Raw genomic sequence first — 11,542 nt, forward strand, 5'->3', positions numbered from 1 at the left:
ACAGTACTATACGGGAAATGTGGATCTCATTGCGAATGTGACCATAAAGAACATACAAAAGCTTAATAATAAGAAAAAGCGCCTACATGTGTAGGCGCTTTTTTAATAAATTGTAGTTGTATGACCAACTGTTGCAACGATTGCATCATCCCTAATCGGAATAAAGCTTATGGAGGTCTGTGGTGTACTAGAAGAAGCGTATTGGCTCATTATACGACTATCGATACGGGTAATAGTATCGGTCAAGAAAGCTGAAATAAAAGCGTAAGGGACTCGTCGTTCATTTAATGAATAAATAATTTCTTCTTTTGTTTTTACACCTACGCCATGCCCGTAAAAAAAGAAATTTCCTAAATAGATTGTATTTTCTCCTTGCCATTCAATCGTAGCTGGATTTACTTGTGGGTTTTTAAAGTAAACGAGGTCACCTGGAACAAGATCGCCACCGTTTTTTGTTATGAGCCTTAGATCTTGGTCGTAGTCCCATGTATAAAGTAAAAGGTTTGCAAATAGACGATTGAAAGTTTCTTCCTCATACAATGATAGTAAAGCTTTATAAAAAATAATGATCATAGCGGTTGCGCATTCAGTTCCATATAGTTTTCCGTTTTTGAAAATATCCTGTATGGCAATAGAAGGTGGTATGTTTGGAAGAAGCTCGAATCCTCCAAGAGACGTTTTTTTCCAATACTGGGGGTTGCAAAAGGATTGTTGAAATGTACGAAACTGAAATCCACTTTGAAAAAGCTCTAGTGCAGAGATAATAATATTAACTCGTAAATTGAGATCAAAGCTGAGTTCATCAGCTGTTCGGAAGGAATAAACTTCTTGATTTCCTGCCATTATTGATAAAATTTGTTGTTTCTCTGCTGCAAATGGCTCGTATTCATTTGTAATATAAGGATGTACAATAGAACGGCCTATTACAATCATAATAGTATCCCCACCTATACGTTACATTCTTAAGTATCGTATGAAGAAAAGGAAAAAAGGTGAAAAAAAAGCCTATCAACTGATAGGCTTGTACTCTTTAATAACACGTAATGTTTGTAATGTCATATCTTCAGGACCTTGTACAGGTAAACCTGCTTCTAAGTTTTTACGAATATACTCTAAGTTTTCTTGTGTAATAATTTCCCCCGGAGTAAAGATTGGAATCCCTGGCGGATAAACCATAACAAAATCAGCTATAATACGACCCGCTGCATTTTCAAATGGAATGACTTCTGTTTCCGAATAAAAAGCATCTCGAGGAGAAAGTGCTAGCACTGGAATTTCTGGAATCTCTACTTGTACTTGAACACCTTTATCTGCCCTATTTCTAAATGTTGCTGCTAAATCTTGTAATGATGCAATAAGTGTATTTGTATCACTTTCTGTATCTCCCAAAGTGATAAGACATAGTATGTTGTATAGATCTGAGAGTTCTACTTCAATGTTATATTGCTCTCTAAGCCATACTTCAGCTTGGTGGCCGGTAATACCTAAATCTTTTACAGATACAATTATCTTTGTAGGATCATAGTTAAAGGTAGCATCTGTACCTAACATTTCTTTTCCAGGACAGTAAAGATGCTCAATAGAATTTATAGCATCACGAACATGCTCAGCTAATTGTATTGTTTGTTCTATGAGTGCTGTTCCTTCTGTAGCAAGACGTTTTCTCGCAACATCAAGGGATGCTAACAAGATGTAAGAAGTTGATGTAGTTGTAAGCATGCTAATAATAGATTGGACATGCTTTACATTCACTAAGCCTTCTTTCACATTAAGAATAGAACTTTGAGTTAAAGAGCCTCCTAATTTGTGAACACTTGTTGCTGCCATATCCGCACCAGCTTGCATCGCTGACATAGGTAATTCATCGTGAAAATGAATATGAACACCATGAGCTTCGTCGACTAGTACAGGGATGTCATAAGAATGTGCTAATTGTACAATCTGTTCTAAGTCTGCAGCAAACCCAAAGTACGTTGGGTTAATAACAAGTAAGCCCTTTGCATCTGAGTGCTCTTCAAGTGCTTTTTTGACAGATTGAATTGTGATTCCATGAGAAATACCGAGCTTCGGATCGATTTCAGGATGCATGAAAATCGGTTTTGCACCTGAGAAAATAATAGCTGACATTACTGATTTATGCACGTTTCGTGGTACTAGGATTTTGTCACCAGGACCGCAAACGCTCATCACCATTGTCATAATAGCGCCACTTGTACCTTGAATAGAAAAGAAAGTATGATCTGCACCGAATGCGGCTGCTGCTAAATCTTGTGCTTCTTTAATCATACCTTTTGGATGATGTAAATCATCGAGTGGCGCAATATTAATTAAATCAATTGCTAATGCATTATGCCCAATAAATTCGCGAAATGTAGGATCCATGCCCTGTCCTTTTTTATGACCAGGAATATGGAATTGAATTGGATTTCGCTTACTGTGCTCAACTAAAGCGGTAAACAATGGTGTTTCGTATTGGGACAATCTATACACCCCTTCTTCTTCATAATATTTAGTGTAATTTGTTTTATATAATCCTGCTCTAAAAAAGTGTAGCCCTTTTTAGAATAAGGCTTGTTTTTCTGCCATTCAAAAAATCGTTTTTGAGATGGTAGCTTCACTTTATTTTCTATAAAACAAAAGCATTATATCACCAATAATTATAGATGTATAGAAAAAAATCTTTTTAAGGTGAGTATGTTTAATAGTTAGCCTCAACTAATGAATAGAGGAAGACAATTCCATTAAAATGAATAAATAGTGTATAATGCAGAGTGGCTATAATGAAGAATAAAATATTCTCTTTAAGATAGCATAATGAAACAAGAAGAAATGATAAATGAGGTGCAAAATGGAATATCAATATCCGTTAGATTATGATTGGTCAAATGAGGAAATGGTTACAATGGTGAAGTTTTATGAAGCGATTGAGAAAGCTTATGAAAAAGGAATTATAAGAGAAGAGTTAATGGGTTTATATCGTCGTTTTAAAGAGATTGTTCCATCGAAAGCAGAAGAAAAGAAAATTGATAAAGAATTTCAAGAAGTAAGTGGATACTCTATATATCGTGCTATTCAAAGGGCAAAAGAAGTCGAAGAACAAAAGCTTGTAAAAATGTAAAAAATATTTTGAAAAATAAAAACTGAAGTGATATAATGTGATAACAACTAAAAACGGACAATATAAATTGTCCGTTTTCTACTATCGATTACAAAGTGCATATAAAGGAAGGAGTGATTGCATCGTAGATTCAATCTTAGCAAGGAATTGTTCGTTGGTCATTGCTGAAAACTCCTCTGGTGATATATGAATACCAACTAATAATTCTGCTTTTTTTACAGTAGCTAATCGTTCAATCATCTTTTGTAAGTCTTCGGTTTCAAGTGTTTTATGTAATTTCACACTTGGTTTAGTATGGTCAATGGACCAAACGAAGTCATTTGGAATATTTGTTTTTAAATCATTTAAATGTTCTAAGAAGGCATGAGCCGTCTCAACTTTTTGTGGACACTCATAGATTAAACCAAAGTATATGAAGGCATGAGTACCCCATAAGCCGATTTGGAAATGCGGTAGCATTTTATATCCTCGTTTATTTGTTGAAAAAGCAACCCAAGTATCGTTTGGTGGATTGACTTTGCGGCGTGCGTGTTTTGCAACATGATAAAAAAAGTTCTCATCAGTTTGTTTGGATAAGTATTCTGCAAATTGTTCCCCTAAAGCTTCTAGCTTAGGATGAATGTTCGTTTTAATTGCACTCATTCGTTCTTCGAGACCATCAACTGTAAAGACATCAAAATCAGTTGACTTGAATGTTTGTATTGTCATGATTGTTCCTCCAACTCCTATTTTGCTTTTATTTTAGCATAGCTTGTACTATTCATAAAAAAAAACAGCACAAAAAAATTTAAATAAAAAAATATAATTTTGTTGCATAGATGATTTATCCAACATAGTATAGTATAAAACAAAAAATCAGAAAATTGAATTAATTCTAGTCCGAGGGCAGACGAATATTGGGAGGAGGCAAATAATATGAGACAGGTGATTAATGCGTTAAAGAGAACAGATGCTGAAAAGAGAATACCGGTGCTACGTTTGGAGCTAGATTATGAATTAGCAACTTTATATGATGCGATGATGGAAGATGATAACCAGAAAAAAGAAGAGTGTGTACAAAAGTTAGAAGTATTAAGACTTGAAATGATTCGTTTAGAAGCGTAATAATAGTATATGTATAAAAAATTAGTTGGTGCGAACCTTATAAAGGGTTCGTTTTTTCTGTGAACAGTATAGATCGGAGTGTTTAAACATGCAAGAAGTATGGAAAGACATCGATGCACACGCCAAACGGTGGATTCGGGATGCAGGAGAGCATTTAATGGCATCAATGAAAAAAGCACTTATTATAGAAACAAAATCAAATGCAGCTGACTTAGTTACAAATATGGACCGAGAGATAGAACAGTTTTTAATTGGGAAAATTAAAGAAACATTCCCGAATCATAATATTTTAGGAGAAGAGGGTTATGGAGACGAGATAACGTCTTCTGACGGGGTTGTTTGGTTAATTGATCCAATTGACGGCACGATGAACTTTGTTCATCAAAAAAGAAATTTTGCGATTTCAATTGGGATTTATGAGAACGGTATCGGAAAGATTGGACTTATATATGATCCAGTGCATGATGAGCTATATCATGCAGTCAAGGGATCTGGAGCTTTTTGTAATGATATATCGATTCCTCCATTGGAAAAAGGAACTGTAGAGCAAGGTATTGTAGCTTTAAATGCGATATGGCTTACAGATAATCCATTGCTTAATATGGAAAGTATGATAGCACTTGTTAAGAAAGCAAGGGGCACAAGGTCATATGGCTGTGCAGCATTAGAGATGGTATACGTTGCAACAGGAAGAATAGATGCATATGTAACGCCGAGATTATCACCATGGGATTTTGGCGGAGGGCAGATAATTGTAGAAGAAGTTGGAGGTAAGGTGACGACATTCTCTGGAGCGCCACTTTCTATCATAGAGAAGAGCAGTGTGTTAGTTGCAAAACCAGGAGTGTATGAAGAAGTGTTATCGTTTATATGAGAGCAACAAAAAAAGTAAGAGGCTGTGTATAAGCTTCTTACTTTTTAGCGTTATTGTGATTTGCGCATTTTTCTTTTTGTTACAAAACCGTATCCAACTGTAACAAATGTGCCGATAATGCAAATAATAATACCGATTGGACTATTTTCAGCAATCATAATGCCGATACCGATTAAGAAAATAACACCGATAATTGCAGTTAATAAAAAGCGATATTGAATGTGTTCCATTTCTTCACCCTCCAATCTCATTTTACTTTCACAAAAGTAAGAATACAACTATATTTTCATTCTTGCTTTTATTTTAATTGCTATTGTATCCCCTTCGCTCTTATAATAGAGAAGGATTAAAAAGACATTAGGAGTTGGACATGTTGAAAAAACGACAAGATTTACGTAATATAGCAATTATTGCCCACGTTGACCATGGTAAAACAACACTTGTTGACCAGTTATTACGTCAAGCGGGGACTTTCCGTGCGAACGAACACGTTGAAGAACGCGCAATGGATTCAAATGATCTAGAAAGAGAACGCGGTATTACAATTTTAGCGAAAAATACAGCGATTCACTATGAAGATAAAAGAATTAACATTTTAGATACACCTGGTCACGCTGACTTCGGTGGAGAAGTAGAACGTATCATGAAAATGGTTGATGGTGTTTTACTTGTTGTTGATGCATATGAAGGTTGTATGCCACAAACACGATTTGTTTTAAAGAAAGCTCTTGAGCAAAACTTAACTCCAATCGTAGTTGTAAACAAAATTGACCGTGACTTCGCTCGTCCAGATGAAGTAGTTGATGAAGTAATCGACTTATTCATTGAGCTTGGTGCAAACGAAGATCAATTAGAGTTCCCAGTTGTATTTGCATCAGCAATGAACGGAACAGCAAGCTTAGATTCAAATCCAGCAAATCAAGAAGAGAATATGAAATCATTATTCGATACAATTATCGAACATATTCCAGCACCAATTGATAACAGCGAAGAGCCACTTCAATTCCAAGTAGCACTTCTTGATTACAACGACTACGTTGGACGTATTGGAGTTGGTCGCGTATTCCGCGGTACAATGAAGGTTGGACAACAAGTTGCTTTAATGAAAGTAGACGGAAGCGTGAAGCAATTCCGCGTAACGAAATTATTCGGTTACATGGGATTAAAACGTCAAGAAATTGAAGAAGCAAAAGCAGGGGACTTAGTAGCCGTTTCTGGTATGGAAGACATTAACGTAGGTGAAACAGTATGTCCAGTTGAACATCAAGATGCGTTACCATTATTACGTATTGATGAGCCAACACTACAAATGACGTTCCTTGTAAATAACAGCCCATTTGCAGGTCGTGAAGGTAAATACATTACATCTCGTAAAATTGAAGAGCGTCTTCGTTCACAATTAGAAACAGATGTAAGTTTACGTGTAGATAATACAGATTCTCCTGATGCGTGGATCGTATCTGGACGTGGGGAACTACATTTATCTATCTTAATTGAAAACATGCGTCGTGAAGGTTATGAATTACAAGTATCTAAGCCAGAAGTAATCATTAAAGAAGTTGATGGCGTAAGATGTGAGCCTGTAGAGCGCGTACAAATCGATGTACCTGAAGAATACACTGGTTCTATTATGGAATCTATGGGTGCACGTAAAGGTGAAATGTTAGATATGGTGAATAACGGAAACGGTCAAGTTCGCCTTACTTTCATGGTTCCAGCACGTGGTTTAATTGGTTACACAACAGAATTCTTAACATTAACTCGTGGTTACGGTATTTTAAACCATACATTCGATTGCTACCAACCAGTACACGCTGGACAAGTTGGTGGACGTCGCCAAGGTGTTCTAGTTTCACTTGAAACAGGAAAAGCATCACAATACGGTATTATGCAAGTTGAAGACCGTGGTGTAATCTTCGTTGAACCAGGTACAGAAGTATATGCTGGTATGATTGTCGGAGAACACACTCGTGAGAACGACTTAACAGTTAACGTTGTGAAAATGAAACAACAAACTAACATTCGTTCTGCGACGAAAGATCAAACTTCAACAATGAAGAAACCACGCTTAATGACTTTAGAAGAGTCATTAGAGTACTTAAACGATGACGAGTTCTGTGAAGTAACTCCAGAATCAATTCGTTTACGTAAAAAGATTCTTGATAAGAGCGAACGTGAAAGAGCTGCTAAGAAAAAGAAATCTGTTGAAGCGTAAAAATAAAAAAACAACGCCCTTTATAAAGGGCGTTGTTTTTTTTATTTTGTTTATTTTTTTAGAATATTTACTCTTTTTTGTGGACAGTATTTTTTTTGCGAGTTACTCTTGTATTAAGTGTATAAAGAAAATTGCATTTTACTGCTAGGGGGGAAGAGTGTGTTAGAAAGGATGTCTTTTTTTGCAAAATTGTGTAAGGTAGATGAAAATCCAGAGTTAGGAATGTGGTTACTTTATGGGACGATTATTATATTAAGTGCTCTCGTTTATAATTTAGGGTTTGCTAGAAAGTTGTCTGTACTAAAAAATATTGTGATATACATATCATTAGCAATTGGATGCACAGTATTAACCTTTTTTGCTGTGTTTTTACCTGTTGGAGAAGGACTTGTTGTAGCGGCAATTGTACTTGGAATTTATAGACTGCGTTTGCGTCAAGCGAAACAACAAAAAGCAGGATAAGAAAGGGGAGTTTTCATGCGTTCAGTACAAGATGCACTATATAATTGGTTAACAATTAAAACAGTTGCGGAAGCACGTCCAGATGATAGTGCTGCAAAAGAAACATATTTGTTATTTCAAAATATGGTATATGAAGAACATAAATTAAGAAATGTGGAAGTCGAAAAGAACGAGGAAATGTATTTAATTACATATGAAATAAATGGAGAACGGAAATCTGCAAGGTTTCCGTTAGAAGCCATTGATTGTTTTTTGGATCAGATGAATCGTGAACCAGAAAAATATAAATAAGTCCTTATCTATATGAGTAAGGACTTATTTACATTTTACCAATCATCTTCGATTTTTTTATCACGATATAATCGGAAATTACCACTTGCATGACGTTCCATTGTACGCTCTGCAATTCGTTCCGAACATTCCATGCACATATATGTATGAATAGGGCGATTACGCAGTTTTTTTGCCATAGGATTTTCATCATCTAACATATCTTTTTTATCACAAATCATACATTTGACTCTCATTTCGTCACCTCAATACGAATTCTATCAGTATAAGTATATCATGGAAGTATAATGTTTTTGAATAATAGTGGGAAAAAATAATATTTTCGCAATTCAAAAAATAAGTTATGATAAGGATATACCAAGTATATTTGGAGGTGAAAATATGGCGAATGTAGTAGAGCCTACCTTAACAGAGGATTTAGTACAAACGTTGCGTAAAGAGTGTATTGTTATGATAGCAACGACAGATTTCGAAAAACAAGTTCCTAACGTAAGTGCTATTTCTTGGGTGTATGCAGTGAGTGAAACTAGTATTCGATTTGCAGTAGATCAACGTTCACGTATTGTGGAAAATATACGTCATAATACAGGTGTGGTATTGACTATAATGGCGAATGAATCCGTATTTTCTATAAGTGGTGCAGGTGAAATTTTGACAGATAGAATGGAAGGTATTTCTCTAAAATTAACTGTAATAGAAGTAAAGGTGCAAGAAGTGCGTGATGTTATGTTTTATGGAGCGAAACTTGCAATTGAACCAACATATGAAAAAACATATGATCTTCGGGCAGCGAAAAAGCTGGATAACGAAGTGTTAGTAGGGATAAGAGAATTATAAAGATGCTAAATAAGAAATTCGTTTATTCACTTTTGTAGTCGGTTATTGTGATTTAACGTTAATAATTATAATAAAAAGTAATATATTGAATAGAAATGAATAAAGAATAAATAAAAGGTTTAATGACTATGATTTTCGATTCTACCTCGTTTACACGGTACATATAATTATAACAATGGTTCGTCCATATTTTATGGATGAAACCCTTGTTCTACAAATTTAAAAGTGGAGTCAGGGGGTAACAGGTTGGATAAAATTTATGTGTTAGATACGAATGTACTTTTGCAGGATCCTTTATCTATTTTTTCATTTGAAACCAATGAAGTAGTGATTCCAGCAGTTGTATTAGAAGAGGTTGATTCGAAAAAACGTTATATGGATGAAGTAGGAAGAAACGCTCGTTATGTATCTAAGTTAATAGATAAATTTCGTGAAATAGGAAAGCTGCATGAAAGTATCCCGCTAGAAAACGGCGGAACATTTCGTATTGAATTGAACCATCGTTCATTTGTGCAACTACAAGATATTTTTGTAGAAAAAACAAATGATAATCGAATTTTAGCTGTAGCAAAAAATCTATCTTTAGAAGAACAGGAAAAAGAGGACGGGAAGTCTGTTATTTTAGTAAGTAAAGATGTACTCGTAAGGGTAAAAGCTGATGCAATTGGTTTGAAGGCTGAAGATTATTTAAGTGATCGCGTAATTGAAGTAGAAAATATATATTCTGGTTTTTTAGAAGGATATATATCAAAAGAACAATTGGATTATTTTTATGAGAAAAGTGAATTGCCTCTATCTGAAATTGCGAATCATCCTTTTTACCCAAATCAATTTGTAGTAATGAAAGATGCATTAGGGGGCTCTAGTTCTGCGCTTGGCATTGTGGATCACTTAGGGAAGAAGGTAAAGAAACTTATTTTTCACAATGAACAAGTGTGGGGGATACGACCACGAAACGTGCAGCAAATTATGGGATTAGAATTGTTGCTTCGTGAAGATATTCCGCTTGTAACGTTAACGGGGAAAGCCGGCACAGGAAAAACGTTACTTGCGTTAGCTTCGGGACTTATGCAAACAGAAGACTTAGGGTTATATAAAAAATTACTTGTGGCAAGACCAATTGTTCCAGTCGGAAAAGATATCGGTTATTTACCAGGAGAAAAAGAAGAAAAATTAAGACCATGGATGCAGCCAATTTTTGATAACCTAGAGTATTTATTTAATACGAAAAAGCCAGGAGAGTTAGATGCTATTTTAGCTGGAATGGGTTCGATTGAAGTAGAAGCCCTTACTTATATACGCGGGAGAAGTATTCCAGATCAGTTCATTATCATTGACGAAGCACAAAATTTAACAAAGCATGAAGTGAAGACGATATTAACTAGGGTAGGGGAAAAGAGTAAGATTGTATTGATGGGAGATCCTCAGCAAATTGATCACCCATATTTAGATGAATATAATAATGGCTTAACGTATGTTGTAGAGAAGTTTAAAGAACAGCGTATTAGTGGTCATGTGAAGTTTGTTAAAGGGGAGCGATCTAATTTAGCTCAACTAGCAGCAGATTTATTGTAAAAAGGAGTGAGCTTAAGCTCACTCCTTTTCTTTAAATAATTGTAAATTTACGGATGTTACGGATTGGATTTTGTTGATTAGATCCATCATTGAAATAGAGATGAACAGGCCCGTCTTCTTTTAATGGTTTTCCTTCTTTTGAAAAGCCTAGTATAGCATTTTTGACAGTTTCTAATGGAAGTGTCATTGTATGATCTACCGTTTCAATTTCAACTTGCGTAGCGTCCTCTAAAATTTCAGCGTTAGCAAGGAATGGATGAAATGGTATACCAAATGTTCCAGTAATCAGCTGTTCTTTTTTATATTTCTTTACACTTTGCTGTATCGGTGGGAAGGCAGCACCATCACGAATTTCACGATCCCAATGTTCTGAAGTGTTTTTTAAATAAGTTTCTAGTTCAGACGTGTTTTCTCTAGTTTCATCAAAGTAAGTTGTCAAATCTACTTTTCGATCATCAAAGATCCAAACAGTTGGATCAATAGTGATTGGAAAACGTACTTTTCCGTTAATAAATAAAATTTCGCTCATTGTTGTTCCCCCATTTGTGTTATACTCCCACTTTTCAGTATAATAGCATTAGACACTGTTGTCACAAAAAATGTTTCTATTGCAATTTATTAAAACTATCGCTAATATTAATAGATAGGATAGAGGAGAGTAGGACGGAAACGGAGGGAATCAATTTGGCGTCTGAGACAGTAGCAAATCATCAGGAAAAGGCACTAGCCCTTCTACAAGCGGATGCAGAGAAGATTTTAAGACTTATTAAGGTGCAAATGGACCATCTTACAATGCCGCAATGTCCATTATATGAAGAAGTGTTAGACACACAAATGTTTGGACTATCCCGCGAGGTCGATTTTGCAGTTCGCCTTGGTCTTATTGCAGAAGAACAAGGGAAAGCAATGTTAGGTGAGCTCGAACGTGAGTTGTCTGCACTTCATGAAGCATTTACAAACAAACAACAATAACGGGTTCAAATAAGGGGGCTCAAACTAAATTAGTTTGAGCTTTTTATTTGTATAATAAAGCAGGAAGAATCAATATACATATGGAATACAACAA

The 11,542-nt window shown here is 35.3% G+C and carries 15 protein-coding genes and 1 pseudogene; 10 read left to right on the plus strand and 6 right to left on the minus strand.

Annotation, left to right across the window (positions count from 1 at the left end):
* Positions 1-66: pseudogene (locus MR107_RS27275) on the plus strand (GapA-binding peptide SR1P); the annotation flags it as partial.
* 36 nt (positions 67-102) lie between these two features.
* Here the strand turns inward: MR107_RS27275 and MR107_RS27280 are convergent.
* The gene (locus MR107_RS27280; RefSeq protein WP_048538884.1) at positions 103-933 is read right to left on the minus strand and encodes a protein-glutamine gamma-glutamyltransferase; all 831 of its coding nucleotides are present in this window, start codon (positions 931-933) and stop codon (positions 103-105) included.
* Positions 934-1,008: 75 nt separating this feature from the next.
* Complete coding sequence (gene speA, locus MR107_RS27285) at positions 1,009-2,481, minus strand: arginine decarboxylase (RefSeq protein ID WP_242292955.1); 1,473 nt, start codon at positions 2,479-2,481, stop codon at positions 1,009-1,011.
* A gap of 367 nt (positions 2,482-2,848) precedes the next feature.
* Here speA and MR107_RS27290 point away from each other — a divergent pair, with 367 nt between their 5' ends.
* Entirely contained in the window at positions 2,849-3,118 is a 270-nt protein-coding gene (locus MR107_RS27290) for a UPF0223 family protein (RefSeq protein ID WP_000456562.1), read from the plus strand.
* Positions 3,119-3,199: 81 nt separating this feature from the next.
* Here the strand turns inward: MR107_RS27290 and MR107_RS27295 are convergent, their stop codons facing one another.
* Entirely contained in the window at positions 3,200-3,826 is a 627-nt protein-coding gene (locus tag MR107_RS27295; protein WP_000155317.1) for a YktB family protein, read from the minus strand.
* Between the two features lie 207 nt (positions 3,827-4,033).
* Here MR107_RS27295 and MR107_RS27300 point away from each other — a divergent pair, with 207 nt between their 5' ends.
* Both MR107_RS27300 and MR107_RS27305 read left to right on the plus strand, forming a co-directional pair.
* Positions 4,034-4,222, plus strand: a complete 189-nt coding sequence (locus MR107_RS27300) for a hypothetical protein (protein ID WP_001250165.1) — start codon at positions 4,034-4,036, stop codon at positions 4,220-4,222.
* An 88-nt stretch (positions 4,223-4,310) separates the two neighbouring features.
* Complete coding sequence (locus MR107_RS27305) at positions 4,311-5,096, plus strand: inositol monophosphatase family protein (protein WP_242292956.1); 786 nt, start codon at positions 4,311-4,313, stop codon at positions 5,094-5,096.
* Positions 5,097-5,146: 50 nt separating this feature from the next.
* Here the strand turns inward: MR107_RS27305 and MR107_RS27310 are convergent, their stop codons facing one another.
* Positions 5,147-5,326, minus strand: a complete 180-nt coding sequence (locus MR107_RS27310; protein WP_000400127.1) for a DUF5325 family protein — start codon at positions 5,324-5,326, stop codon at positions 5,147-5,149.
* A gap of 140 nt (positions 5,327-5,466) precedes the next feature.
* Between MR107_RS27310 and typA the strand changes: the two genes are divergently transcribed.
* From typA to MR107_RS27325, 3 genes are all read left to right on the plus strand, one after another.
* Entirely contained in the window at positions 5,467-7,311 is a 1,845-nt protein-coding gene (typA, locus tag MR107_RS27315; protein WP_000914762.1) for a translational GTPase TypA, read from the plus strand.
* Between the two features lie 159 nt (positions 7,312-7,470).
* Positions 7,471-7,773 (plus strand): YlaH-like family protein, encoded by a 303-nt coding sequence (locus MR107_RS27320; RefSeq protein ID WP_000893662.1) that lies wholly within the window; start codon positions 7,471-7,473, stop codon positions 7,771-7,773.
* A 15-nt stretch (positions 7,774-7,788) separates the two neighbouring features.
* Positions 7,789-8,064 carry a hypothetical protein gene (locus tag MR107_RS27325; RefSeq protein ID WP_001258151.1) on the plus strand — a complete coding sequence of 92 codons (276 nt, stop codon included), beginning with the start codon at positions 7,789-7,791 and terminating at the stop codon, positions 8,062-8,064.
* 35 nt (positions 8,065-8,099) lie between these two features.
* Here the strand turns inward: MR107_RS27325 and MR107_RS27330 are convergent, their stop codons facing one another.
* A complete protein-coding gene (locus MR107_RS27330) occupies positions 8,100-8,300 on the minus strand; it encodes a YlaI family protein (RefSeq protein WP_002082250.1) in 201 nt (66 codons plus the stop codon).
* A gap of 145 nt (positions 8,301-8,445) precedes the next feature.
* Between MR107_RS27330 and MR107_RS27335 the strand changes: the two genes are divergently transcribed.
* Both MR107_RS27335 and MR107_RS27340 read left to right on the plus strand, forming a co-directional pair.
* A complete protein-coding gene (locus MR107_RS27335) occupies positions 8,446-8,901 on the plus strand; it encodes a pyridoxamine 5'-phosphate oxidase family protein (RefSeq protein WP_000024593.1) in 456 nt (151 codons plus the stop codon).
* A gap of 246 nt (positions 8,902-9,147) precedes the next feature.
* The gene (locus tag MR107_RS27340) at positions 9,148-10,476 is read left to right on the plus strand and encodes a PhoH family protein (protein ID WP_242292957.1); all 1,329 of its coding nucleotides are present in this window, start codon (positions 9,148-9,150) and stop codon (positions 10,474-10,476) included.
* A gap of 31 nt (positions 10,477-10,507) precedes the next feature.
* Here the strand turns inward: MR107_RS27340 and MR107_RS27345 are convergent, their stop codons facing one another.
* Positions 10,508-11,005: a molybdopterin-binding protein gene (locus tag MR107_RS27345; RefSeq protein WP_001289809.1), complete on the minus strand. Its 498-nt coding sequence runs from the start codon at positions 11,003-11,005 to the stop codon at positions 10,508-10,510.
* Positions 11,006-11,160: 155 nt separating this feature from the next.
* Between MR107_RS27345 and MR107_RS27350 the strand changes: the two genes are divergently transcribed.
* Positions 11,161-11,448: an Fpa/YlaN family protein gene (locus MR107_RS27350; RefSeq protein WP_000135694.1), complete on the plus strand. Its 288-nt coding sequence runs from the start codon at positions 11,161-11,163 to the stop codon at positions 11,446-11,448.
* Positions 11,449-11,542 lie beyond the last annotated feature (94 nt).

This window comes from Bacillus cereus group sp. BfR-BA-01441, assembly GCF_022663075.1.
GTDB classification, from domain to species: domain Bacteria; phylum Bacillota; class Bacilli; order Bacillales; family Bacillaceae_G; genus Bacillus_A; species Bacillus_A cereus.

Coding starts and splice junctions, on each gene's coding strand:
- MR107_RS27280 (WP_048538884.1), bottom strand. CDS start 933: ATGATTGTAATAGGCCGTTCTATTGTACATCCTTATATTACAAATGAA.
- MR107_RS27290 (WP_000456562.1), top strand. CDS start 2,849: ATGGAATATCAATATCCGTTAGATTATGATTGGTCAAATGAGGAAATG.
- MR107_RS27295 (WP_000155317.1), bottom strand. CDS start 3,826: ATGACAATACAAACATTCAAGTCAACTGATTTTGATGTCTTTACAGTT.
- MR107_RS27300 (WP_001250165.1), top strand. CDS start 4,034: ATGAGACAGGTGATTAATGCGTTAAAGAGAACAGATGCTGAAAAGAGA.
- MR107_RS27305 (WP_242292956.1), top strand. CDS start 4,311: ATGCAAGAAGTATGGAAAGACATCGATGCACACGCCAAACGGTGGATT.
- MR107_RS27310 (WP_000400127.1), bottom strand. CDS start 5,326: ATGGAACACATTCAATATCGCTTTTTATTAACTGCAATTATCGGTGTT.
- typA (WP_000914762.1), top strand. CDS start 5,467: ATGTTGAAAAAACGACAAGATTTACGTAATATAGCAATTATTGCCCAC.
- MR107_RS27325 (WP_001258151.1), top strand. CDS start 7,789: ATGCGTTCAGTACAAGATGCACTATATAATTGGTTAACAATTAAAACA.
- MR107_RS27330 (WP_002082250.1), bottom strand. CDS start 8,300: ATGAGAGTCAAATGTATGATTTGTGATAAAAAAGATATGTTAGATGAT.
- MR107_RS27335 (WP_000024593.1), top strand. CDS start 8,446: ATGGCGAATGTAGTAGAGCCTACCTTAACAGAGGATTTAGTACAAACG.
- MR107_RS27345 (WP_001289809.1), bottom strand. CDS start 11,005: ATGAGCGAAATTTTATTTATTAACGGAAAAGTACGTTTTCCAATCACT.